The following is a 25,190-nucleotide window of genomic DNA, read 5'->3' as shown; positions in this document are numbered from 1 at the left end:
GTGCTTTAAAATCTGTCCCTTTTCTCAAAAAAGGAGAAAATATGACACTTGATAAAACAAAGGTTGTCTACCAAATTTATCCAAAATCTTTTAAAGACACGACTGGCAATGGTTTGGGAGATTTTCGTGGGATTATTGAGAAACTTCCCTACTTGAAAGAGCTGGGAGTGGACATGATCTGGCTCAATCCTTTCTATCTGAGTCCACAGCGGGACAATGGTTATGATATTTCTGACTATACTGCGGTTGATCCTATCTTTGGAGATATGGCAGATTTTGAAGAGATGGTCAAGGTCGGCCAGCAGCATGGTATTGACTTTATGCTGGATATGGTTCTCAATCATTGCTCGATTGAGCATGAGTGGTTCCAAAAGGCGCTGGCTGGGGATTCCTACTATCAGGACTTCTTTATCCTGCGAGATGAGCCAACGGACTGGCTGTCCAAGTTTGGTGGCAGTGCCTGGGCGCCATTTGGGGATACGGGCAAATATTATCTGCATCTCTATGATGTGACTCAAGCTGACCTTAACTGGCGCAACCCCAATGTTCGTCAAGAGCTCTTTAAAGTGGTGAATTTTTGGCGGGATAAAGGAGTCAAGGGCTTCCGCTTTGATGTCATCAATGTCATTGGAAAAGATGAGGTACTGACGGACTGTCCAGAGCAGGAGGGCAAGCCAGCCTATACCGATAAGCCAATCGTCCATGACTATCTGCGTATGATGAACGAAGCAACCTTTGGGCAGGACGATTCCGTTATGACGGTTGGTGAAATGAGCGCTACGACGATTGAAAATTGCATTCTTTACACGGATCCAGATCGGCAGGAGCTATCTATGGCTTTTAATTTCCATCATCTCAAGGTGGACTATGAAGCTGGACAGAAGTGGACTCTTAAGGCTTTTGATTTTGAAGAGTTAAAACGCCTCTTCCATACTTGGGGTAAGGAAATGAGCAATCATGAAGGCTGGTCGGCTCTCTTTTGGAACAACCATGATCAGCCACGAGCTCTCAACCGCTTTGTCGATGTAGAGAATTTTCGTAATGAAGGAGCGACCATGCTGGCAGCTAGTATTCATCTGTCGCGCGGGACGCCTTATATCTACATGGGTGAGGAGATTGGCATGGTGGATCCTGACTATGACTCCATGAAAGATTATATGGATGTCGAGTCTCTCAATGCTTACCAGACTCTGCTTGCTGAAGGTCAATCGCCAGAAGCAGCCTTCAGGATCATCAAGGCTAAATCTCGTGATAATTCTCGGACGCCTATGCAGTGGGATGATTCAGCCAATGCAGGTTTTACAACAGGAACTCCATGGCTGAAGGCGGGCAAATCCTATCCTCTCATCAATGTGGAAAATGAAATCAAGGGACCAATCTTTACCTTTTATCAGAAATTGATTGCCCTGCGTAAGGAACTACCTATCATCGCAGAGGGCAGCTATCAGCCAGCCTATGAGGACAGTCCTCAGGTCTATGCCTTTGAGCGGGAGTGGCAAGGACAAAAACTTTTAGTCCTTAACAACTTCTATGCTGATCCGATTACGGTGGACATCCTGCCGGATTATCAAAATGGTCAGGTTCTCCTATCCAATTACGGCAAGACTCAGATTGACCATGTGATGACCCTGCAGCCATACGAAACCATGGCAATTTTAGTAGGTGAAAACTAAAGTCTCGAAAGAATCTGGAAAAAATTTCAGATTCTTTTTTATGTGTTGGGCCAGCCTAGACAAGTATTTTTCTGAACAGAGAGAAACTAATACAGAATTTTAAGAAAGCCTTTGCAACATTTGATTCTTTTCTTTATAATAAAAATTAAATAGGATAATATACATTTATACAAAAAAGGAGAAGTTCATGAAAAAACAAATTTCTGACAGGCAGCTTTTTCCCACAGCGGTTTTGCTAGCTGCTTTTCTATCCCTGCTTTTTTCTGTCCGACCGGTCAGAGCAGAAGAAGCGGTAAGTTCGTCGACTTCTGAGGCGGCTGCTCTTACAGAGAATCCGGCTGTAAGTGATGCGTCGGTTGCCAGTCAAGCAGAGAGTGCATCAGCAGAATCAGGAGAGTCAAAGGCAGCTTCTACAGAGACAGTGGAAAAGGCAGACCAAGCCCCAGCTGCGGCTAGCGGACCAGAGGTTGTGCCCAATGTGGGAACCATTCAGGGAGAATCACAAGCCTCTCCTTATGAGGACAAAGAGGTTCAAGTTTCCAATGTAGTTGTGACGAAAACAGACCGCTATGGTTTTTATGTTCAAGACCTGACTCCTGATGGAAATGGCAGGACTTCTGATGCTCTTTATGTCCTTTCTAAAGAAAAAGTCGATGTCGGAGACAAACTTAGTCTTGAAGGACGCGTCAAAGAAGGTTATATGGAAGAGCTCAGCGTTCGTCAGGGGCAAACTTTCAACAAGCCTAGCGATAGTTTGACAGTCACCATGCTTGTCGCTTCCAAGGTGACCAAGGAAGGGAAAGCTGATTTGCCTGCTCCAGTTGACATCGTGGCTAATATGCCTCAGGATACGGTCGATAACGATATTAATAATTATCAGCCTCAAAGTGAAGCGTTGGACTACTGGGAAAGTTTGGAAGGAATGTTGACGACGGTGAAGAAACCGCATATTCTGGGACCTCAGTACCGAGGTGATGTTTATGTCTTGCCAGAAGGTTATCAGGCTTTACCATTAAACAATATCGGAGGTCTCAATCTTCGTCCAAACGCCCAAAATACCGCAACCATTCCAGTCTATGTTGGCAATAAATTTATTGCCAAGGCCAAGGATTATTTCAATGGTGATGTGGTCGGAGTCGTGACCTATCGTGGAAAGATTTACAAATTGGAGCCGACTCAGCTGCCTGAGTTAGTGGATGGTGGCTTGCAGAGACAGGTCTCTCCTATCTATCCAAGCGAAGACAAGCTTACTATTGCTTCCTACAATATCGAGAATTTTTCTGCTAATGCTAAAAAAGGTGAAACGCCTGAGGAAAAAGTGACTAGAATCGCTAATTCCTTCATCAATGAAATCCACAGTCCAGATATCATCACGCTCATTGAGGTTCAAGATGAGAATGGCAGTGTCAATGACGGAACGACCAGCGGTGTCAAAAGCGGTGAGAAACTAGCAGCCCGCATCAAAGAACTGGGCGGAAAAACTTACAAGTACACTGAAGTTGCACCATTTGACGGTCAAGATGGAGGCAAGCCTGGCTCTAATATCCGTGTGGCCTTTCTCTACGATCCAAACCGAGTGAAGTTAGTCGAAAAAGAAGCTGGTACGAGTGACGAAGCAGCTAGCTTTTCCGGTGGCCATTTGGTTAAGAATCCTGCCCGGATTGCTCCAACAAATCCAGCCTTTACCAAGGTTCGTAAATCTTTGGCAGCTGAGTTTGAATTCAAGGGACAGCATATCGTCGTTATTGCCAATCATTTGAAGTCCAAGATTGGGGATGATGCCGTTTATGGCTCTGCTCAGCCAGCAGTTCAGCATACGCAGGCAGCCCGAATTGAGCAGGCGAAAATTTTAAATAGCTTTGTTCAAGAAGGGCTGAGACAAAATCCTAATCTCAAGTTTGTACTGACTGGTGATTTTAATGATTTTGAATTTTCCGAAACGGCTAAAGCACTGGCGGGTAATGAACTGATTAATCTTATGCAGGAGCATGATGCGGCTGACCGTTATTCCTATTTCTACCGCGGCAGCAACCAAAGCTTGGACAATATTTTCATTTCGAAGAACCTGGCAGGCAAGGCAGTCTTTGCACCTGTCCATATCAATGCCTCTTTCATGGAGGAACATGGCAGAGCTTCAGACCATGATCCCGTAGTGGTGCAGCTGGACTTTTCTAAGGATGTCGCAGCTTCGTCTTCTGACAGCTCCCAACCGTCTCAATCAACTGGACAATCTTCTGTAGCAGCAGAGCAAGGAGCTCCGTCTCAGACCAATTCTCCATCGTCCAATCAAACTGGACAAGGTCAGACAGTTGGCAGCAAGAAGAAGGGACTCCCGCAGACCGGCCAAAATAACAGTGGCTGGACAGTCTTGGGATTGACCTTGCTGATGTTTGCTTTTACTCTCAAAAAGAGAAGTAGAAATTAACTAAAATCAATTTAAAAAGTGAAATCAGGGTGGAATAAAGATTCTGCCCTGATTTTTTTGCCTACTGCTTTCTCTCTAAAGTTTTATCTGTTGTAAAACACTGAAAATGAAACTGAAAAACAGTTTGTTTTCTAAAAAATAGGCAAATTAAGTCTATTTTTGCTTTAATCATGTTATAATGTAGTTAGTTATAAAACGTTTTCAGAGTTAAGAGGTTGCGTCATGGTTGAAGAGAAAATTGAAGAAGCAGTTGATTATGGAAAGGTAACGGGCATGGTCCACTCCACCGAAAGTTTTGGAGCAGTTGATGGACCGGGTATCCGTTTTATTGTTTTTTTGCAGGGCTGTCACATGCGCTGCCAGTATTGCCATAATCCAGACACATGGGAGATGGAGACCAACAAATCTCAGCTGCGGACAGTGGATGATGTCTTGCAAGAAGCTCTCCGTTATAAGGGTTTCTGGGGCAATAAAGGCGGCATCACCGTCAGTGGTGGAGAAGCCTTGCTGCAGATTGATTTTCTGATTGCTTTGTTTACCAAGGCTAAGGAGCTGGGCATCCACTGTACTTTGGATACCTGTGCCCTGCCTTTTAGAAATACGCCTCGTTATCTGAAAAAATTTGACAAGCTTATGGCAGTGACGGATTTAGTCCTGCTTGATATCAAGGAGATTAACGAAGAACAGCACAAAATCGTGACCAGCCAGACCAACAAGAATATCTTGGCTTGTGCCAAGTACTTGTCTGACATTGGAAAGCCAGTCTGGATTCGTCACGTCTTGGTGCCAGGATTGACCGACCGCGATGATGACCTGATTGAGCTAGGTAAGTTTGTAAAGACGCTGAAGAATGTTGATAAGTTTGAAATTCTACCTTACCATACTATGGGAGAATTCAAATGGCGGGAGCTAGGCATCCCTTACAAGCTGGAAGGGGTTAAGCCTCCGACAGCTGATCGGGTCAAGAATGCCAAGGAACTTATGCAGACTGAGTCCTATACAGAGTATATGAATCGGGTGCATAATAGCTAATCTACTTTGAGTATGAATAAATGGGCTGGTGGGCTGACCAGTCCATTTTTCTTAAGAAAATGTCCTTATGCTTTTGTGAAATGCCTGTAATTGTGGTAAAATAAATGCAATAAACATTATATAAAAGAAGAGGTTTATCATGTCTAAAATTTTAGTTTTCGGTCACCAAAATCCTGACTCAGATGCCATTGGTTCATCTTACGCTTTTGCTTACTTGGCTCGCGAAGCTTATGGCTTGGATACAGAAGTTGTTGCTCTGGGTGAGCCTAATGAAGAAACAGCCTTTGTTTTGGATTACTTTGGCGTGGCAGCACCGCGCGTGATTACATCTGCAAAGGCAGAGGGAGCTGAGCAAGTTATCCTGACAGACCACAATGAATTCCAGCAGTCTGTGGCAGATATTGCAGAAGTTGAAGTTTATGGCGTGGTGGACCACCACCGTGTAGGCAACTTTGAAACAGCTAGTCCCCTTTACATGCGCTTGGAGCCAGTGGGGTCTGCTTCCTCTATTGTTTACCGCATGTTCAAGGAGCACGGTGTAGCAGTTCCAAAAGAGATCGCAGGATTGATGCTGTCTGGTTTGATTTCTGATACTCTCTTGCTCAAGTCCCCAACTACCCATCCAACTGACAAGGCCATTGCACCAGAATTGGCTGAGCTGGCTGGTGTCAACTTGGAAGAGTATGGTTTGGCTATGCTCAAGGCAGGTACAAACTTGGCTAGCAAGTCTGCAGAAGAATTGATTGACATTGATGCTAAAACCTTTGAATTGAACGGAAACAATGTCCGTGTGGCACAGGTCAACACTGTTGACATTTCCGAAGTTTTGGAGCGTCAGGCAGAAATCGAAGCGGCTATTGAAAAAGCAATTGCTGACAATGGCTACTCTGACTTCGTCTTGATGATTACAGACATTATCAACTCAGACTCAGAGATTCTGGCTATCGGAAGCAATATGGACAAGGTCGAAGCAGCCTTTAACTTTGCTCTTGAGAATAACCATGCTTTCCTAGCAGGCGCTGTTTCTCGTAAGAAGCAAGTGGTGCCTCAACTGACAGCAAGTTTTAATGCTTAAATAGCCCAGTTGAATAGATTAGTTACTACATGAGAGGCTATTCCCCTCATACTAAAAAGGAGTTTCGGCTCCTTTTTTGATAGGCGAGAGAAATGAAGATTCAAGATTTACAAGACGGAGATTTGATTTTTACAGTCGGAGCTTCAGAAATTGCTGCAGCAATCCGAGCAGCAACTGGTTCATACAGCCATGTGGCCATCTTTTTTAATGGTGAGATTTATCATGCAACCCATGAGAAGGGTGTTGTCAATCAAGATTTGTCTGATTTTTTACAAGATGAGGATGTTTATGACGTGTACTGCTATCCAGCTATTGAAGCAGAAGCTGTCTTTAAAAGGGCCAAATTACATCTAGGAAAGCCATACAATTTCAGCTTTTATCCGCAGTCCGATGGTTTTTACTGCTCGGAGTATATTGCGGAAATTTTGCCGATTTTTGATACGATTCCCATGCAGTTTGGAGACGAGGAAAATCTAATTTCTGATTTTTGGCAGGAGTATTATCGAGAATTAGGCTTAGATGTGCCCTTAAATCAGCCTGGGACGAATCCTAGCCAGTTGGCTCAGTCAAGAAAACTCATCTACAAAGGAGAACTTCATGATTAAAATCATCAATCCCAGCCGTTTGACGCGCCAGCCTTTTTTTCAGGAGCTGATTGATTATTTGGATCAGCATGAGGCTGTGAATCTACGTGAGATTAAGCGAGAGTTTGAGGGCGTGGCTAATATTGACCGCTCGATAGAAGAGTATATTAAGGCAGGCTATATCCGGCGGGAGAACAAGCGCTATTACCTGACTCTGCCTCTTGTGGAAAGTTTGGAGGACTTGCGTTTGGACCAGGAAGTCTTTATCCGTGATGACAGTCCCCTCTATCAGGAACTCTTGGAGCTACGCTTTGAGACCCAGCTTTCCAATCAGACCAATGCGGCGGTCTTGCTGGAAGAGACAGATTTTCTGCGGGATAAGCTGACCTTGGCTAATTATTTTTACAAGATGCAGCGCCACTATCCGCTGTCTGAGGCACAAAAGCCCCTCTATGCTGTCTTGGGCGATGTCAATCCTGAGTATGCACTAAAGTATATGACGACCTTTCTTCTCAAGTATGTCCACAAGGATGAGCTCATGCAGAAGCGGCGGGACATTTTTGTCGATAGCCTAGTGATTTTGGGCTATATCCGGCAAAACGAAGCAGGCAAGTATGAGTTGCAGGCCAGCTTTGATAAGGAGAGATTGACTTTTCAGCTGGACTGATTTTCTCATAGAATGAGCAGAATATTTGACCTTTGAAAAGAAAAAACATATACTACTGTAAACGGTATCAGAAACCGTAAAAAAGAATGGAGGCAAAATTATGTCACTAGAAAATAAATTCGATCAAGCTAAAGGCGCTGTTAAAGAAGGCGTGGGCAAAGCTACAGGCGATAACAAGACTGAAGCAGAAGGCTTTGTAGAAAAAACTGTTGCTAAAGCCAAAGAAGTTGCTGAAGATGCTAAAGAAGCTGTAGAAGGTGCCGTTGAAGGTATCAAAAACAGCTTGGATAAATAAAAAACAATCAGTCGATTATTCGGCTGATTATTTTTTTTGCTGATACATAAGGTAGAGGAAGTAGGGGGCTCCAATAATGGAAATCAAAATGCCTGTCGGGACGGAGCTTCCGATGAGGAAGGTTCTTGTGATCGTATCTGCTCCTGTCATGATAAAGGAACCTAGTAGCATAGCGGCTGGAAAGAGTAAGCGATGATCGCTAGGCAGGAATCGTTTGCTGATATGGCTAGCCAACATACCGATGAAGACTATATTTCCAGCTAGAGATAAGCTAAAGGCGACGAGAGCACTGGCTAATAACAAGGTTATCTGCCGCTCTCTTTTTAGATGAAGCCCCAGGCCTAGAGCTGTTTCATCATTTAGGCTGAGAATATTGAGCTTGTGGGAGCGCAGATAGGTCAGCAGCCAGAATAAAAGCAAGAAGGGGCCAGCAATAGCTAGACTTTCCCAGTTATTACCCGTAATCTTACCAGCTAGCCAGCTAACCACATAGGTCAGTTTGTTCTGATTGACACGGCCGGTGATGGCAATCATACTAGAAGACAGAATGGTTGACAAGGTCACACCAGCGATAATGAGCTTGACGGGGCTTATAGCTTGGCCTTTTTGATGTGAGATCAGGTAAATAAGGGCTACAGTCAGCATACCGCCAAAGGTTGCGATAAAGGGAAGATAGCGAATATAGAAAGGATCGGTCACTTCTAGCTTGCTGATAGCAAGAGTAATGATAACACCAGCTCCGGCATTGATTCCCAAGGTTCCTGAATCGGCAAGTGGATTTCGAGTAAAGGTCTGCAGCAGTACACCGCTCATCCCTAGCGAAGCTCCTGCTAGAAGGCAGACTAGAATTCGGGGCAAGCGGATCTGCTCCATGATAAAGGCGCTGCCATCATCTCCTTGCCCCAGCAGATATCGAAAAGCTTCTCCGACATTAAATTCCTGATCGCCTGATGATAGAGACAGTAGGAAAATTAGGAAAGTCAGGAGGCTGAGGCTTACTAGAATCAAAAGAATCCGTTTTTTATCTCTCATAGAAAGTCCCCTTTCTCATCAGCCACAGGAAGACTGGCAGCGTAACGAGACTGATAATAGAGCTAAGAGGCAGACCGACCATATGACTCGCAGCAAAATCACAGATTAGTAGAAAGAGCGCTCCTGCTAGCATCGTCAGTGGCAGGATTTTTTGGTAGTTCTTTCCGCTGATGGTTTTGACAAAGTGTGGAATAATCAGTCCGACAAGGGCTAGGCTTCCTACTAGGGCAACAGCTGCCGCTGATAACAGTAGAACAAGGCTTAGAAAGAGCAGGGTCATATGAGTCGTTCGCTGGCCTAAGCCCTTGGCTACTGTTTCATTGAGGCTAAGAATGGTTAGTTGGTGAGAAAAGAGCTGAGCCAGTAAAAGGCCTAATAGGATAAAGGGAGCAATGATTTGTAGCATTTTCCAATTGGTTCCTAGAAGCCCTCCAGCTTGCCAACCGATGACTGCATTGGTCAGGTTGAGGTAAATGGTCAAGCCTTGTCCGATAGCAGTCAGGAGTGTTGTTACCATGGCACCGGATAAGACGAGTCGTAGTTGCTCAAAACCTTTTCTAGGATGGTAGGAGAGGCTAAAAACCAGAATACTGGCTAGACTGGCTCCTGCAAGAGAGAGCAGGAGGATGCTACTGTAGTGTATACTCTTAGAAAAGGCATAACCGCAGATAAGCGCTAGGCCAGCTCCTGAGTTGATACCCAAAAGTCCCGGATCAGCAATGGCATTGCGGGTAATCCCCTGCATGATGGCTCCTGAAACGGCAAGGCTAGCTCCGACTAGCAGAGCTGCAATTCCTCTAGGCAAGCGCAGATCTATGATGATGTTCTGGGCTGGACTTTCCTTGAAAGGATGGCTCAGCGTTTCTATCAGTTGCCGATGGGAGTAGCTAGGAATGCCAAAGCGTAGGTAGATATAGAGTCCGCCAATCAGCAGGAGAATTAAGGCGAAAAAAACAAGCCAAAAGATGTTTGGCCTATTTTTTTGAGTGAAGAGTGAATGAAGCGTCATCTGGTATCCTTTATATAGTCGAAAATAAAATAGCTGACATGAGATATATTGCTTACTAGCAATGTTTTTTACTAGTCTAAGTTCCTGTAAGGAATGGCCTAGTTCATTTTTTCAAGGCCATCTTGAATGGTTTTGAGTTCGTATTCAAGTGTCAATGGATCGTTGAAATAAAAGGCGTTGGCATCCACTTTTAAGATATGGTTCTGTTGGACAGCGGGAATGGATTTCCAAACATCGCTTTCGTAAAGAGCACTGCCTGTTTTATCATCTTCAGCAGCAACCAAGACATAATCGCCAATATACTCACTCACCGTTTCTTGGCTGACTTGCAAGTAGCCACTTGGGAATACTTCATCCTTCACTTTTTGTGGGGCATCAAATCCCAGAGACTTGTAGATAACTTCTCCGCCTCGTCCCCAGTTGTTACCGAAGAGGTAGATTTCCTTTTCATATAGTCCGACAACGGTGAAAGTGACATTTTGTCCCAGCTTTTCTTTTAACTGCTTGCCAATATCAGCTGTTTTACTCTTCCAATCGGCAATCCATTGATCAGCTTCTTTTTCCTTACCAAAGATTTGGCCAAAGCGATTCAGGATTTCTAAATAGTCATTTTTTCCATAATCAATGGCAATAGTTGGAGCGATTTTCTTTAGTTCATCGATATTTTTGTCACTGGCATCTACCACGATAAGGTCTGGCTTTTGCTTGGCGATAGACTCTAAATCTTCTGGCATCAAGACCTTGGCATTTTTGACTTTTTCCTTGAGGACAGGGTTTTTAGCATCATAGGATGTTACAGTGACAGGGTCGAAGCCTAATTGTAGCAAATAGCCTGTGTAGGTAGAGGAGAGGCTGGCGATGCGTTTTGGATTTTTAGGAATATCGCCGTAGTAGTGAAATCCATCAATTTTGGGCTTGCTGGATAGCTCGACCTTGTCTGAAGAGGCAGAGTTTTCAGATTTAGATGAGCTGCCGCAGGCAACTAAAAGGAAGATGGTGACAGTAAGGGTAGCAAATGATAAAAACTTTTTCATTTTTTCCTCCAATTCTATAAAAAGTTTAGAAGCTGTATCCATGAAGAAGATATGGGAAACTTATCTATTAATACATGACTTATTTAACGAGCTGATAGCTGAGGCAGAGCGGCTTATCCTGAATAGGATCCCGAATAATCTGGGCTTCAATCTGAAAAATATCTCTCAGAATATCCGAGGTCATGACCTGCTCAACACTTCCTTGGTACTGAATACGCCCATTTTTCATAGCAATCAACTGATGGGAAAAGCGGGCAGCTAAGTTGATATCATGCAGAACCATGATAATGGTTTTTCCGCTGAGTCGGTTTAGGTCATTGAGCAGCTCCAAGATTTCCAGCTGGTGATTCATATCCAGATAGGTGGTCGGCTCGTCCAGAAAAATAGTCTCTGTATCTTGAGCTAAGGCCATAGCAATCCAGACGCGCTGGCGCTGACCTCCAGACAAATCATCCACCTGCCAGTCCGAAAATTCGCTGACTTGAGTTGCTTCCATAGCCCAGCAGATTTTTTCCCGGTCTTCTGTACTTAACCGTCCCAAGCCAGTTTGGTACGGAAAGCGACCATAGGAGACCAGATCATAGACGGTGATGCCATCGGTCGCCTCCATGGTTTGTGGCAGCAAGGCAATCTTTTGCGCCACCTCCTTGGTCGGCAGTAGGGTGATGGACTGTCCATCCAGGGTAATGCTGCCAGCTTTTGTCGGCAAAATACGGGTAAAGGACTTGAGAAGAGTGGATTTACCGCAGCCATTGCTACCGATAATAGTTGTAATCTTTCCCTCGGCGAGTTGGCAGTCCAGTCCGTCAATAATAACCTTTTGATCGTAGGCGACCTGGATACTTGCTGCAGAGATAGTGGACATAGACTTCCTTTCTGTCTGATTCTTCTATCAGAATTTCAATTTTTATTATATCATAAAAATTTTTCTAAAAAAAGAGTTTTCTGACAATTTAATAAAAATAAAATAAAAAAGTTTTATAAATTTGTAAATAATAAAAATTTAAGCTTTTCATGCTAAGATAGAAATATAAAAAAGAACCTGAAATGATGATATAAATTTACAGGTGGTGAAAGGAAATATGATGAAATTATTGACAAACCTACGCCCCTCTAAGCCTTTGAAAGAGCTGAGGTGGTTTGATATTGCAGTGATTACCCTGCTCATGTTTGGGCAGTTTATTTATCGCTCAACGGAGCTTTATTTAGCTAGCTTTGCACCAGCCGCCAGCACAGGAGCGACTGAAACGGTGACCAATATAGCCACTGAAGGAGCGGCTTTTTCTAGCAATTTCAATTTTCAGCTACTGATGCTGTTTTTGACCATTCTTTATCTATTGCTTCGGCGCTTTGACTTTAAGCAGCTTCCTATCCGTCTGAGCTGGTCGGTTCTCCTTTGGACTCCCCTTATTTTTGTAGCGGTAGGGTTCTTTGGTGATATTGTGACGACACTGAGCGGCGAGTATAATTACTTTGATCCAACTCTCTGGTCTTATGTAGATGTTCTAGAAATCTTTCGGAAATTTGCTGAACTGACACCTATGGCTATTCTCTACGGGCTTCTCAATGGCTTCTATGAGGAATTCTTCTTTCTGGGGCTTATGACCTCTGTTAAGGATAAGTATAAGTGGTGGGCTCTGGCTTACTCTACTATCATTCGGATTTCTTTCCATACCTATCAGGGCATGCTGTGGGCCTTGGTTATCGGAGTGGTATATGGCCTCTTTTACTATTTCCTTTACAAATACAAGGTTAAGAACCTCCTGCCTTTCTTTCTCATGCACGCCTTGGCGGATATGTTTGGCTCCAGCTTGATGTACGTTCTGATTAAATGGCGGTAATTTTTACAAAACGACAATAAAAAGGCGATATCCACGCCTTTTTTCTTATAAATACTTTTCTGCAAGGGTATAGTCTCCTGGATAGGTTACTTTTTCTCCTTCTACGATTTGGTAAGCATCCGCTCCTTTACCGGCCAGAATGACAGCATCTCCCTCTCGGTCTGTCAGACTGAGAGCTTTTTTGATGGCTTCTTCACGGTCGGCTATTTTGTCCACTGGATAGGAGATGTAGGATGCGATTTCCTCCGCAATGTCTAGAGGATTTTCATAGTTGGGATCGTCCGCAGTTAAGATGACAGTCAGCTCAGGATGCTGATTAAGCAGGAGACCGAAGTCTTTGCGGCGACTTTCACCCTTGTTTCCGGTAGCACCCAAAAGGAGAATAATCTTGCCCTTCTGGTGTTCCTCTACCACAGACAGCAGGTTGCTTAGGCTGACGCCATTGTGAGCATAGTCAACGAAGACCTTGGCGCCATTTTTCTGAGTCAGAACTTCCATACGGCCAGGGACTCGGGTTGCGGCAATTCCTTTTTTGATGTCTTCGAGGCTAGCACCCAGACGCAGACAGGCAAGACCAGCCGCTACTGCATTTTCTTGATTGAAGTGGCCAATGAGCTGGATATCGTAGTGGCCAGCTAACTTGCCAGTCGCTTCAAAGCTGAAAGCCCGAGAATCCGTGATAGTGTTACTAGAGCTTGCTCCATAGAAATCATGTTCCATAGAAGCGACTTGCTCTTTCACGATTTGGAAATGGTCCATGCCGCTATTCACAATAACTGATCGGCTATTGTCCATCAAGAGCCGCTTGTTGTAGAAGTAATCTTCAAAGGTTGGATGCTCGATAGGGCCGATATGGTCGGGGCTGATATTGAGAAAGACACCGACATCAAAGGTCAGGCCGTAGACCCTTTTCTTGAGATAAGCCTGACTGGAGACTTCCATGATGAGATGAGTCCGATCATTTGCAAGGGCTTGGGCCATCATTTTAATAAGATCCATACTCTCTGGTGTTGTCAGAGTTGACTTGAAGAAGGTCTCGCCATCCAAAGTAGTGTTCATAGTCGAGAGCAGGGCAGGACGATGGCTTTGGGAAAAGATTTGATAGGCAAAATAAGCTGTAGTTGTCTTTCCCTTGGTGCCAGTAAAGGCCAGCAGTTTGAGCTTTTTCTCAGGATGGCCGTAAAATTCCATGGCTAAGAGACTCATGGCCTGCTTGACATCGTTGACCAAGAGGACCGGAATGCCCACTTGAAAGTCTGTCTCGCTGATATAAAAGCGCAGGCCAGCTGTGACGGCTTTTTCTAGAAATTCTTTCTTAAAAGCCTCACCCTTGACAAAAAAGAGGGTAGAGGCATCCGCTTCCCTGCTGTCATAGCTGATACTATCGAAAGTCAAGCCGCTATAGGAGAAAAAGTATTCTCCGTTTTTGACAATATCACGAAAATTATGGTCTTTTTTTAAAATATCTAATACGGTTTCAATTTTAATCATAAATCTATTGTAAACCTTATAGCTGGGTTTTACAAGAGGCAAGGAAAAGTTTATAATATAAAGAAGAATAAATAGAAGAGGTTTTCTATGAGCCAAGAAACAACAAGCCAGCAGCAGCAGATGCTGCGGGGAACTGCCTGGCTAACTGCCAGCAATTTTATCAGTCGTCTTCTGGGTGCCATCTATATCATTCCTTGGTATATCTGGATGGGCAAGCACGGCGCTGAGGCCAACGGCCTTTTTACTATGGGCTACAATATCTATGCCTGGTTTTTACTGATTTCGACAGCCGGCGTGCCAGTGGCAGTGGCCAAGCAGGTAGCTAAGTACAATACCATTGACAAGGAAGAGCACAGCTTTACTCTCATCCGAGAGTTTCTAAAGTTTATGTTGCTTTTGGGAGCTGTCTTTGCAGTGATTATGTACCTGCTCTCACCAGTTTTTGCTTCTATGTCAGGCGGCGGAGCGGACTTGGTTCCTGTTATGCAGAGCCTCTCTTTGGCTGTTTTGATATTCCCATCCATGAGTGTTATCCGCGGCTTTTTCCAGGGCTTTAACAATCTCAAGCCTTATGCCATCAGTCAGATTGCGGAGCAGGTCATTCGGGTTATCTGGATGCTCCTGACCGCCTTCTTTATCATGAAGATTGGTTCTGGCAACTATGTAGAAGCGGTTACCCAGTCAACATTTGCAGCATTTATTGGTATGCTGGCTAGCATGGCTGTCTTAGCTTTCTATCTCTGGAAGACAGGTATGCTGACTTCTATCCTTCATGAGTCTACCAATGCAGGGGAGATCAATAGCCGTGCCCTCCTCTGGGATACAATCCGAGAAGCCATTCCTTTCATTATCACAGGATCTGCCATTCAGCTTTTTCAGATTATTGACCAAAATACCTTTATCCATGTCATGGGCTGGATCAGCAAGTACAGCAAGTCCGAGCTGCTGGTTCAGTTTGCCTATTTCTCAGCAAATCCTAATAAAATTACTATGATTTTAATTGCAGTGGCTACTTCTATCGGTGGTGTTGGGATTCCTCTCTTGACCGAGAACTATGTCAAAGGTGATTTCCGATCGGCTGCACGCTTGGTGCAGGACAATCTCAGCATGCTGATTTTCTTTATCTTGCCAGCAACCATTGGTGCTGTTTTGGTAGCGGAACCTCTATATACCGTTTTCTATGGTAAGCCAGACGGCTTAGCACTGGGACTTTTCATCTTTGCTATGCTGCAGACCATTATCCTCAGTCTATATACGGTGTTGGCTCCGATGATTCAGGCCCTCTTCCAGAATAGAAAGGCGATTATTTACTTCCTGTATGGAGTAGGAGTCAAGCTGGTGCTGCAAGTACCCTTGATTTATATTTTCAAAGCTTATGGTCCTCTTCTTGCGACGACAATTGGCTTGATTATCCCAATCCTGCTCATGTATCGGGAAATCCGTCAGGTAACTGGTCTGAATCCTAAGAACCTCTTTAAACGAAGCCTCCTGTCAGTGATTCTGACAGTTCTGATGACCATCTTTGTCTTGGTGGCAGAGCTTCTTATCGGTCTCTTCCTTCATCCAAGCGGTCGGATTTCCAGCTTTGTCTATATAGCTCTTATCGGCGGCATTGGCCTCGCTGTCTATGGCGGTCTGGCGCTCAAAGTTCGCCTTATGGATCGCTTTATCGGTTCAAAAGCGGCTAGTCTGCGCCGACGCTTTCATATCTATTAAAAAGCCGCAGGGCTTTTTAATTTTTATCTTTATTATGTCTAAAACATCAACATTATAGTTTCAAACTATAGCTAGCTCTTGGAAAGAAAAAAGATAAATGTTTTCAAAAGATGTTACAATAGAGGGTGAAATATTAGCGAAGGATTGGAAGGTTAATATGAGTAAGGACGTAAAATTAAATACACTACTGGCTCAGGCTGGGGTAAAAAAAGATGAAGCAACCGGTGCTTTGACAACACCCCTGCATTTTTCAACGACCTACCAGCACCCTGAGTTTGGCCAGTCAACAGGTTATGACTATACTCGAACCAAGAATCCAACGCGGGTTAGCTTGGAAGAGACTCTGGCTGCTATCGAAAGTGCAAATTATGCTCTAGCGACTAGCTCTGGTATGTCGGCTATTGTGCTGGCCTTTAGTGCCTTTCCAGTTGGCAGCAAGGTTTTGGCTGTTCGGGATCTCTATGGCGGCTCTTTCCGCTGGTTTGCTCAGGCTGAAGCAGAAGGGCGTTTTGCCTTTAGCTATGCCAATACAGAAGAAGAACTTCTGAATAGTCTAACAGAGGATATAGATATTGTCTATATCGAGACACCGACCAATCCTCTTATGGTAGAGTTTGACATTGCCCGCATTTCCCAAGCAGCTCATGAGCGAGGAGCAGCTGTCATTGTGGATAATACCTTCTATAGTCCCATTTATCAAAGACCGCTGGAGGATGGAGCTGATATTGTTTTGCACTCTGCGACCAAGTATCTGGGTGGACACAATGATGTCTTGGCTGGAGCCATCATGACTAATGATGCTGCTATTTATGACAAGCTATTCTATAACCTCAATACAACTGGGCCGGTCCTGTCTCCTTTTGACAGCTATCTGCTTTTGCGCGGTCTCAAGACATTGGCTCTTCGTATGGAGCGCTCTACTCAGAATGCGCAAGAAGTAGTCGCTTTTCTGAAGCAATCTCCTGCGGTAAAAGAGGTTCTCTATCCAGGCAAGGGTGGTATGATTTCCTTTAAAGTTGTGGACGAAAGCAAGATTCCTCATCTCCTAAATAGCCTGAAAGTCTTTACCTTTGCGGAAAGTTTAGGAGGAGTGGAGAGCTTGATTACCTATCCGACGACCCAGACTCACGCAGACATTCCAGTGGAAGTGCGTCATTCTTATGGCTTAACTGATGATTTGCTACGCCTGTCGATTGGAATTGAGGATAGCCGAGATTTGGTAGACGATTTACGTGCAGCCTTGGAGAATGAATAATATGGGAAGATATAATTTTGAAAAAGCACCCTGTCGTGTAGGGCATCATACTTATAAATGGAAAGAAGCGGAGAAAGACAAAGAAGTTCTGCCAGCCTGGATTGCAGATATGGATTTTGAAGTCCTGCCTGAAATCCAGCAAGCTGTTCATGACTATGCTAATCAGCTAGTTTATGGTTATACCTATGCCAGTGAAGAGCTGATTAATGCCGTGCTAGATTGGGAGCGGGATGAGCACGACTATACCTTTGATCGGGAAGCCTTGGTATTTATAGAAGGGGTTGTTCCTGCTATTTCAATGGCTATCCAAGCCTTTACCAAGGAAGGTGATGCCGTTCTAATCAACACTCCTGTTTACCCACCTTTTGCCCGCAGTGTCAAGCTCAATAATCGTCGGCTTATTACCAATTCTTTGATAGAGAAGGACGGCCTTTTTCAGATTGACTTTGAGCAGTTGGAGCGTGACATTGCAGATAATGAAGTCAAGATTTATGTTCTTTGCAATCCACACAATCCCGGAGGTCGAGTTTGGGAACGGGAAGTGTTAGAGAAAATTGGCCGCCTCTGCCAAAAGTACGGCGTCCTCCTGGTCTCAGACGAAATTCACCAAGATTTGACGCTGTTTGGTCATGAACATCAGTCTTTCAATACTGTTTCGCCTGACTTTAAGGACTTTAGCCTGATTTTAGCCAGTGCGACTAAGACCTTTAATATTGCTGGGACCAAAAATTCCTATGCAGTGATTGAGAATCCTAGCTTGCGGCATCAGTTTAAAAAACGCCAGCTGGCCAATAACCAGCATGAAATTCCTGGCCTTGGTTTTTTAACAACAGAAGCAGCCTATCGTTACGGTTGGTCTTGGTTGATGGAACTCAAGGAAGTTCTGGAGAAAAATGTAAATTTTGTGGTTGATTATTTTGCCAAGGAAGCACCGCGCCTGCGGGTCATGAAGCCTCAAGGGACTTATCTGATTTGGCTGGACTTTTCAGATTATGGCCTGACAGATGACCAGCTCTTCCAGCTGCTGCGAGAAGAGGCAAAGGTCGTCCTGAATCGAGGAAGTGATTTTGGTCAAGAAGGTAAAGGTCATGCCCGCCTAAATGTTGCTGCTCCAGAGACCATGGTTGAAGAAATCTGCTCCCGTATTGCAGAGGTATTGCCAAAATAAATCAAAAAATTTTTTAATTTATTTCACAAATACCTTTATATCATGTGTTATAGTCTACGGAAGTAAAGTGCAGAAAATCGTTGAAAAGGCTTGCTTATAGCAAGCCTTTTCACACTTTTTTTGATATAATAAGAAGAATAAATTGAAAGAAGGAAATCCAATCATGGGAAAACTTGAAGTTATCGCTCATCCGCTTATTCAGCATAAATTGTCTATCTTGCGTCGTACAGATACCTCTACCAAGGCATTTCGTGAATTAGTAGATGAAATCGCAATGCTCATGGGATATGAGGTCTTGCGCGATTTACCACTTGAAGATGTAGAAATTGAAACACCAATTACTAAAACAGTCCAAAAACAGATTGCAGGGAAGAAATTAGCTATTGTACCAATCTTGCGAGCTGGTATTGGCATGGTGGATGGACTTCTGAGCTTGGTTCCAGCAGCTAAGGTCGGCCATATCGGAATGTACCGTGATGAGGAAACCTTGAAGCCGGTTGAATATCTGGTGAAACTGCCAGAAGATATTGACCAACGTCAGATTTTTGTTGTAGATCCAATGCTAGCTACTGGTGGTTCTGCGATCTTGGCGGTGGATTCTCTCAAGAAACGTGGTGCTAGCCACATTACATTTGTCTGCTTGGTTTCTGCGCCTGAAGGAGTAAAAGCCTTGCAGGAAGCTCATCCAGATGTTGATATTTTCACTGCTGCCCTGGATGATCACCTCAATGACCATGGTTATATCGTACCAGGACTGGGAGATGCAGGAGATCGTCTTTTCGGTACCAAGTAAAAGTTTCTATTTGACCTTTTTTGACCAAAAGGATATAATAGTCTCGTAATTTGAAATTCTATTCCCTAGTTTGATAGAAAATTTTAAAAAGAGAAAGAGAGAAAACTATGATTCCTGTAGTTATTGAACAAACCAGCCGAGGGGAGCGCTCCTATGATATTTATTCTCGGCTATTAAAAGATCGGATTATCATGCTGACTGGTCCAGTAGAGGATAATATGGCTAATTCAGTCATTGCCCAGCTCCTTTTCTTGGATGCACAGGACAATACTAAAGATATTTATCTCTATGTAAATACGCCAGGTGGATCTGTTTCAGCAGGTCTGGCCATTGTGGACACTATGAACTTCATCAAGTCTGATGTTCAGACCATTGTTATGGGTGTAGCTGCCAGCATGGGAACGGTCATTGCTTCCAGTGGTGCTAAGGGCAAACGCTTCATGCTTCCAAATGCAGAATATCTGATTCACCAACCAATGGGAGGAGCTGGAAGTGGTACCCAGCAAACGGATATGGCCATTGTAGCTGAGCATTTGCTTAGAACTCGGAATACCTTGGAAAAAATCTTGGCTGAAAACTCTGGTAAGTCTGTTGAGCAGATCCACAAGGATGCAGAACGCGATTACTGGATGAGCGCTCAAGAAACCTTGGAATACGGCTTTATTGACGAAATCATGGAAAATAGCAATTTAAGCTAACATAGGAGGAGCCAAAAGCGGCTCCTTTTTGGCTGCTTTGAGTCTGACAAGTTACCAAGTTCAGGTGTTTTAAGCTAATCATAAAGCTTTTCAGGGCTAGTTTTTTTGCCCTATCTTTGCTATAATCATCTAAGAACTACATGGACCGGAAAGGAGTTTTATGATAGAGAGAGAAGAAAGAGTGGGCTTGATTGTCTATCTTTACTATAATCGAGATGCCAAAAAGCTGGCTAACTTCGGTGATATTATTTATCATTCTAAGAAGCATCGCTATCTGCATCTCTATGTCAAGCAAGAGGAAGCCCAGAACTTACAGGAGAATCTGCCCAAGGAGCGCTATGTTAAGCAAGTTCGGATTTCTCACATAAAAGAACTAGATCAAAACTTTGTTGGAAGCCTGTATAGAGAGCAAGAAAACGTTATCATTTGATAAAATTTCTATAAAGGGTTGACAATTGTCAGATAATTCGATATATTCTTACTATATCATCAATCAAATCACTTAAGGAGATTTCGGAATGAAGAAAAAATTTGCACTATCCCTAGTAGCTTTTGCTAGTGCGGCCCTTCTCGCAGCTTGTGGAGAAGTATCCAATAACAACTCAACTGCAACTGGTACAGAAATTGGCGATACGATTAAATTTGGTTTCAACTTTGAAGAATCAGGTGAAGTAGCAGCCTACGGTACAGCTGAACAACATGGTGCTCAGTTGGCAGTTGATGAGATCAACGCTGCTGGCGGTGTGGATGGCAAGAAGATTGAAGTTACTGATAAGGATAACAAATCAGAAACAGCTGAAGCATCTACCATCACTACTAGCTTGGTTACCCAAAGCAAGGTAAATGCAATCATCGGCCCTGCGACTTCTGGAGCTACAGCTTCAGCTACTGCAAATGCTGCTAAAGCAGGTGTACCAATCATTACACCAAGTGCGACTCAGGATGATTTGACCAACAAGCAAGATTATCTTTACCGTGCAACCTTCATTGATAGCTACCAAGGTAAAATCATTTCTAAGTATGTTACTGATAACTTGAAAGCTAAGAAAGTCGTTCTTTACTACGACCAATCTAGTGACTACGCTAAAGGAATGGCGGATGCTTTCAAGAAGGAATTCAAGGGTGAGATTGTAGCAACAGAAACTTTCCAATCCAAGGATACAGACTTCCAAGCTGCTTTGACAAAGATTAAGGGCAAAGAATTTGATGCTCTGGTTGTTCCAGGTTACTATACAGAAGCTGGTAAAATTGTCAATCAAGCGCGTGGTTTGGGCATTGACCAAACAATCGTTGGTCCTGATGGCTTTGGTGATGCTAAGTTCGTTGAGCAAGCAACTCCAGCTGCAGCTACAAATGTTTACTATGTATCTGGCTTTACAACTTCTGGTGAAATGTCAGAAAAAGCTAAGAAGTTTGTTGAAGCATACAAAGCTAAGTACAAAGAAGAGCCATCTATGTTTGCAGCTCTGGCATATGACTCTGTTTATATGGCAGCAGAAGCAGCCAAAGGTGCTAAAACTTCTGTAGATATCAAAGACAACTTGGCTAAGCTTAAAGATTTCGATGGAGTGACTGGTTCAATCACTATTGATAAAGATCACAATCCAGTGAAAACAGCTTTGATGATTGGCTTGAAAGACGGTCAAGTAGATACTGTAGAAACAGTTAAAGCGGAATAAGAGTTATGAGGCTGGGGCTATCCCAGTCTTTGACTTGTTTTCTATTTCTAGTTGCTTGAGCAAATTAGTAGATGATTTCTTTCTTTATGAATCTGCGGATTTGAAAGAGTATCGTTTTATAATCTATTCTTCTTCGTTTCTCAATCAACTATTATTCGTATTTTGGGAGTGGGATGATAAAATCACGACCTAGTCTGCTGATTTTTCTCCCATTCCTTATTTTATTATAGAAAGAGTGGTGTCTAATGCTCCAACAATTAGTCAACGGTCTAATCCTGGGTAGTGTTTATGCGCTTCTGGCTTTGGGTTATACCATGGTTTATGGGATTATTAAGCTGATTAACTTTGCCCACGGCGATATCTATATGATTGGTGCCTTTATGGGCTATTACTTGATTAATATCCTGAAGTTTAATTTCTTCCTTTCTCTTATTTTAGCGATGATTGGGACAGCGATTCTCGGTGTGGTTATTGAGTTTTTAGCCTATCGTCCTCTGCGAAATTCGACTCGGATTGCGGCTTTGATTACAGCCATTGGGGTCTCTTTTCTTCTTGAGTATGGCATGATTTTCTTTGTCGGTGCCAATACCCGTTCCTTCCCGCAGGTTATTAAAACAGTACGCTTTAACTTAGGGCCGATTTCTATCTCAAATATTCAGCTGCTGATTTTGGGAATTTCGATTTTCCTCATGGTGGCTCTGCAGTTCATCGTGCAGAAGACAAAGATGGGTAAGGCTATGCGGGCCGTATCCGTAGACAGTGATGCTGCTCAGCTGATGGGAATCAATGTCAATCGGACAATCAGCTTCACCTTTGCGTTGGGTTCAGCTCTTGCAGGAGCTGCCGGTGTTCTAATTGCCCTCTACTATAATTCATTGGAGCCTTTGATGGGGATGACTCCAGGGATTAAGTCTTTTGTAGCGGCCGTTCTCGGTGGTATTGGAATCATTCCTGGTGCAGCGCTTGGTGGCTTTGTTATTGGTCTTTTGGAAACTTTTGCGACAGCGCTTGGATTATCTGATTTCCGCGATGCCATTGTCTATGCGATTTTGATTGTCATTCTTCTGATCCGTCCAGCTGGTATCCTCGGCAAAAATGTGAAAGAGAAGGTGTAAGGTATGAAAAAGAATTTAAAGGTAAATATTTTCTGGCTTGGCCTTGTCTTAATCGGCTACCTGCTGATGACTGTATTGGTTAGTGCCGGTGTTCTCAACGCTTTTTACATTCAAATCTTAGAGCAGATCGGAATTAATATTATTTTGGCTGTGGGGCTCAATCTCATCGTCGGATTCTCGGGTCAATTCTCTCTTGGGCATGCTGGCTTTATGGCTATCGGTGCCTACGCTGTAGCCATTATTGGCTCTAAATCGCCAACTTATGGCGCTTTCTTCATCGCTATGCTGGTGGGAGCTGTCATTGCTGGTATTGTGGCTTTGGCAGTTGGTTTGCCGACACTACGTCTTAAAGGGGACTATCTCGCCATTGCGACTCTTGGTGTCTCAGAGATTATCCGGATTCTGATTATTAATGGCGGTACTTTGACGAATGGCGCAGCTGGTATCCTATCCATTCCGCCCTTTACTTCTTGGCAGATGGTCTATGTCTTTGTTGTTATCACAACTATTTTGACCTTGAATTTCCTGCGCAGTCCTATCGGTCGCAGTACTCTATCTGTCCGTGAGGATGAGATTGCTGCCGAGTCTGTTGGGGTTAATACTACTAGAATCAAGGTGACAGCCTTTGTTTTAGGAGCTATCACGGCTTCTATTGCTGGCTCTCTTCAAGCTGGCTTCGTTGGTTCAGTTGTTCCTAAGGACTATTCCTTTACCAACACTATCAATATCTTGATTATTGTCGTTTTTGGTGGTCTAGGCTCTATGACTGGAACCATTGTAGCTGCAGTAGTATTAGGAGTTCTCAATATGCTGCTGCAGGATGTATCCAGCATTCGGATGATTGTCTATTCTTTGGCTTTAATCTTGGTCATGATTTTCCGCCCAGGCGGACTTTTAGGAACTTGGGAGCTGAGCTTGTCTAAGCTCTTCAAAAAGAATAAGGAGGTCAAAGAATAATGGCACTTCTTGATGTGAAAAATCTAACTAAAAATTTTGGCGGTCTGACTGCTGTCAGCGATGTGACCTTGGAACTCAACAAGGGCGAGCTGGTTGGTCTGATTGGCCCTAATGGTGCAGGAAAAACGACTCTTTTCAATCTCTTAACGGGCGTTTATGAGCCGAGTGAAGGGACAGTGACACTAGATGGTCACTTGCTAAATGGTAAGGTTCCTTACAAGATTGCTGCTTTAGGGCTGGGGCGAACCTTCCAAAACATCCGGCTCTTTAAGGACCTTAGTGTTTTGGATAATGTTCTGATTGCCTTTGGTAATCATCATAAGGCTCATGTGTTGGCGTCCTTCTTCCGCCTGCCAGCCTACTACAAAAACGAAGAAGAACTCAAAGACAAGGCTTTGGAGTTGCTGAAAATTTTTGACTTGGACAAGGAAGCAGAAACCTTGGCTAAGAACCTAGCTTATGGTCAGCAGCGTCGCTTGGAGATTGTTCGGGCCTTGGCAACAGAGCCTAAGATTCTTTTCTTGGATGAGCCGGCTGCAGGGATGAACCCTCAGGAGACAGCAGAGCTGACTGCATTGATTCGACGGATTAAAAACGAATTTAACATTACCATCATGCTGATTGAGCATGACATGAGTCTGGTAATGGAAGTCACTGAGCGAATCTATGTTTTGGAGTACGGCCGCTTGATTGCGCACGGAACACCTGATGAAATTAAGAATGACAAACGCGTTATTGAAGCTTATCTAGGAGGTGAAGCCTAATGTCCATGCTTAAAGTTGAGAATCTCTCTGTCCATTATGGCATGATTCAGGCTGTCCGTGATGTCAGCTTTGAAGTAAACGAAGGAGAAGTCGTTTCCCTGATTGGTGCTAATGGCGCTGGGAAAACAACCATTCTCCGGACTATTTCAGGCTTGGTTCGTCCAAGTGCTGGTAAAATTGAATTTGTAGGCAATGAAATTCAAAAAGTTCCTGCTCAAAAAATCGTAGCAGCCGGACTTTCGCAAGTACCAGAAGGTCGACATGTCTTTCCAGGACTGACCGTTTTGGAGAATTTGGAAATGGGTGCCTTTCTCAAAACAAACCGCGAAGAAAATCAAGCCAATCTCAAAAAGGTCTTCTCTCGTTTCCCACGCTTGGAAGAGCGTAAAAATCAAGATGCTGCAACCCTTTCAGGTGGTGAGCAGCAGATGCTGGCTATGGGACGGGCGCTGATGTCTACTCCTAAACTTTTGCTTTTGGATGAACCTTCTATGGGCTTGGCGCCGATCTTTATCCAGGAAATCTTCGATATTATCCAAGATATTCAGCGACAAGGAACAACTGTGCTTTTGATTGAGCAGAATGCCAACAAGGCTCTCTCTATCGCCGACCGCGGCTATGTTCTTGAAACAGGCAAAATCGTTCTGTCCGGAACCGGCCAAGAGCTCCTCGCTTCTGACGAAGTCCGCAAAGCATATCTAGGTGGCTGAAACAATCCGGGGGATTGTTTCAGGTTGCAAATGGGAACTCGCGGCAGCGAGTTTTCTTTAAAATGTCTGGGATACATTTTTAGGTTGTTAATAGAAAGTTACGGTAGTAACTTAACATTTAGGAGTCTGGGACAATAGTCCCTTATCTCCAAAAAAAGCAACGGTTTTATGTCGTTG

The 25,190-nt window shown here is 43.8% G+C and carries 24 protein-coding genes; 19 read left to right on the top strand and 5 right to left on the bottom strand.

From position 1 onward, the window contains the following. Window positions 1-41 precede the first annotated feature (41 nt). The 7 genes from treC to RYK49_RS06885 all read left to right on the top strand — a co-directional run bounded on the left by treC (window position 42) and on the right by RYK49_RS06885 (window position 7,751). A complete protein-coding gene (treC, locus tag RYK49_RS06915; protein WP_314831158.1) occupies window positions 42-1,673 on the top strand; it encodes an alpha,alpha-phosphotrehalase in 1,632 nt (543 codons plus the stop codon). Between the two features lie 187 nt (window positions 1,674-1,860). Beyond that, entirely contained in the window at window positions 1,861-4,098 is a 2,238-nt protein-coding gene (locus RYK49_RS06910; protein ID WP_314831159.1) for an endonuclease/exonuclease/phosphatase family protein, read from the top strand. Window positions 4,099-4,320: 222 nt separating this feature from the next. Next, window positions 4,321-5,130, top strand: a complete 810-nt coding sequence (gene pflA, locus RYK49_RS06905) for a pyruvate formate-lyase-activating protein (RefSeq protein ID WP_002905907.1) — start codon at window positions 4,321-4,323, stop codon at window positions 5,128-5,130. Between the two features lie 139 nt (window positions 5,131-5,269). After that, window positions 5,270-6,205, top strand: a complete 936-nt coding sequence (locus tag RYK49_RS06900) for a manganese-dependent inorganic pyrophosphatase (protein WP_314831160.1) — start codon at window positions 5,270-5,272, stop codon at window positions 6,203-6,205. 92 nt (window positions 6,206-6,297) lie between these two features. Continuing rightward, complete coding sequence (locus RYK49_RS06895; protein WP_161542827.1) at window positions 6,298-6,810, top strand: YiiX/YebB-like N1pC/P60 family cysteine hydrolase; 513 nt, start codon at window positions 6,298-6,300, stop codon at window positions 6,808-6,810. Continuing rightward, on the top strand, window positions 6,803-7,456 hold the full coding sequence (locus tag RYK49_RS06890; protein ID WP_314831161.1) for a DUF1803 domain-containing protein: 654 nt from the start codon (window positions 6,803-6,805) through the stop codon (window positions 7,454-7,456). Before RYK49_RS06895 ends, RYK49_RS06890 begins: the two co-directional genes overlap by 8 nt. Before the next feature lie 100 nt (window positions 7,457-7,556). Continuing rightward, complete coding sequence (locus tag RYK49_RS06885) at window positions 7,557-7,751, top strand: CsbD family protein (RefSeq protein ID WP_314831162.1); 195 nt, start codon at window positions 7,557-7,559, stop codon at window positions 7,749-7,751. Between the two features lie 27 nt (window positions 7,752-7,778). Here the strand turns inward: RYK49_RS06885 and RYK49_RS06880 are convergent, their stop codons facing one another. The 4 genes from RYK49_RS06880 to RYK49_RS06865 all read right to left on the bottom strand — a co-directional run bounded on the left by RYK49_RS06880 (window position 7,779) and on the right by RYK49_RS06865 (window position 11,691). Further along, on the bottom strand, window positions 7,779-8,783 hold the full coding sequence (locus tag RYK49_RS06880; RefSeq protein ID WP_314831163.1) for an iron ABC transporter permease: 1,005 nt from the start codon (window positions 8,781-8,783) through the stop codon (window positions 7,779-7,781). After that, window positions 8,773-9,792: an iron ABC transporter permease gene (locus RYK49_RS06875; protein WP_314831164.1), complete on the bottom strand. Its 1,020-nt coding sequence runs from the start codon at window positions 9,790-9,792 to the stop codon at window positions 8,773-8,775. Before RYK49_RS06875 ends, RYK49_RS06880 begins: the two co-directional genes overlap by 11 nt. Window positions 9,793-9,890: 98 nt before the next feature. After that, a complete protein-coding gene (locus RYK49_RS06870; RefSeq protein ID WP_032907673.1) occupies window positions 9,891-10,826 on the bottom strand; it encodes an iron-hydroxamate ABC transporter substrate-binding protein in 936 nt (311 codons plus the stop codon). Between the two features lie 79 nt (window positions 10,827-10,905). Further along, window positions 10,906-11,691 (bottom strand): ABC transporter ATP-binding protein, encoded by a 786-nt coding sequence (locus RYK49_RS06865; protein ID WP_314831165.1) that lies wholly within the window; start codon window positions 11,689-11,691, stop codon window positions 10,906-10,908. Between the two features lie 220 nt (window positions 11,692-11,911). Between RYK49_RS06865 and RYK49_RS06860 the strand changes: the two genes are divergently transcribed. Further along, window positions 11,912-12,667, top strand: a complete 756-nt coding sequence (locus tag RYK49_RS06860; protein ID WP_314831169.1) for a CPBP family intramembrane glutamic endopeptidase — start codon at window positions 11,912-11,914, stop codon at window positions 12,665-12,667. A 45-nt stretch (window positions 12,668-12,712) separates the two neighbouring features. Here the strand turns inward: RYK49_RS06860 and RYK49_RS06855 are convergent, their stop codons facing one another. After that, on the bottom strand, window positions 12,713-14,158 hold the full coding sequence (locus tag RYK49_RS06855; RefSeq protein WP_314831166.1) for a UDP-N-acetylmuramoyl-L-alanyl-D-glutamate--L-lysine ligase: 1,446 nt from the start codon (window positions 14,156-14,158) through the stop codon (window positions 12,713-12,715). A gap of 87 nt (window positions 14,159-14,245) precedes the next feature. On the opposite strand from RYK49_RS06855, the gene RYK49_RS06850 reads away from it, so the two are divergent. The 11 genes from RYK49_RS06850 (at window position 14,246) to RYK49_RS06800 (ending at window position 25,013) form a co-directional block, all read left to right on the top strand. Continuing rightward, complete coding sequence (locus RYK49_RS06850) at window positions 14,246-15,874, top strand: polysaccharide biosynthesis protein (RefSeq protein ID WP_314865338.1); 1,629 nt, start codon at window positions 14,246-14,248, stop codon at window positions 15,872-15,874. Between the two features lie 97 nt (window positions 15,875-15,971). Beyond that, a complete protein-coding gene (locus tag RYK49_RS06845) occupies window positions 15,972-17,129 on the top strand; it encodes a cystathionine gamma-synthase (RefSeq protein WP_314865336.1) in 1,158 nt (385 codons plus the stop codon). A 1-nt stretch (window position 17,130) separates the two neighbouring features. Next, window positions 17,131-18,297 carry a MalY/PatB family protein gene (locus RYK49_RS06840; protein WP_314865334.1) on the top strand — a complete coding sequence of 389 codons (1,167 nt, stop codon included), beginning with the start codon at window positions 17,131-17,133 and terminating at the stop codon, window positions 18,295-18,297. 163 nt (window positions 18,298-18,460) lie between these two features. Then, the gene (gene upp, locus RYK49_RS06835) at window positions 18,461-19,090 is read left to right on the top strand and encodes a uracil phosphoribosyltransferase (RefSeq protein WP_002894672.1); all 630 of its coding nucleotides are present in this window, start codon (window positions 18,461-18,463) and stop codon (window positions 19,088-19,090) included. Window positions 19,091-19,170: 80 nt separating this feature from the next. After that, window positions 19,171-19,788: an ATP-dependent Clp protease proteolytic subunit gene (locus RYK49_RS06830; protein WP_223313447.1), complete on the top strand. Its 618-nt coding sequence runs from the start codon at window positions 19,171-19,173 to the stop codon at window positions 19,786-19,788. 160 nt (window positions 19,789-19,948) lie between these two features. Then, window positions 19,949-20,218: a YlbG family protein gene (locus RYK49_RS06825; protein WP_002920616.1), complete on the top strand. Its 270-nt coding sequence runs from the start codon at window positions 19,949-19,951 to the stop codon at window positions 20,216-20,218. An 88-nt stretch (window positions 20,219-20,306) separates the two neighbouring features. Then, on the top strand, window positions 20,307-21,467 hold the full coding sequence (locus RYK49_RS06820) for an ABC transporter substrate-binding protein (protein WP_002905096.1): 1,161 nt from the start codon (window positions 20,307-20,309) through the stop codon (window positions 21,465-21,467). 245 nt (window positions 21,468-21,712) lie between these two features. After that, window positions 21,713-22,582, top strand: a complete 870-nt coding sequence (locus RYK49_RS06815; RefSeq protein ID WP_002897070.1) for a branched-chain amino acid ABC transporter permease — start codon at window positions 21,713-21,715, stop codon at window positions 22,580-22,582. 3 nt (window positions 22,583-22,585) lie between these two features. Next, window positions 22,586-23,539 (top strand): branched-chain amino acid ABC transporter permease, encoded by a 954-nt coding sequence (locus RYK49_RS06810; protein ID WP_314831565.1) that lies wholly within the window; start codon window positions 22,586-22,588, stop codon window positions 23,537-23,539. Then, window positions 23,539-24,303 (top strand): ABC transporter ATP-binding protein, encoded by a 765-nt coding sequence (locus RYK49_RS06805; protein WP_314831566.1) that lies wholly within the window; start codon window positions 23,539-23,541, stop codon window positions 24,301-24,303. The genes RYK49_RS06810 and RYK49_RS06805 overlap by 1 nt, the downstream gene beginning before the upstream one ends. Further along, entirely contained in the window at window positions 24,303-25,013 is a 711-nt protein-coding gene (locus tag RYK49_RS06800) for an ABC transporter ATP-binding protein (protein ID WP_002894681.1), read from the top strand. Before RYK49_RS06805 ends, RYK49_RS06800 begins: the two co-directional genes overlap by 1 nt. Window positions 25,014-25,190 lie beyond the last annotated feature (177 nt).

Source organism: uncultured Streptococcus sp. (assembly GCF_963525625.1).
Taxonomy (GTDB): Bacteria; Bacillota; Bacilli; order Lactobacillales; family Streptococcaceae; genus Streptococcus.
This window is presented reverse-complemented; position numbering and strand designations above follow the sequence as displayed.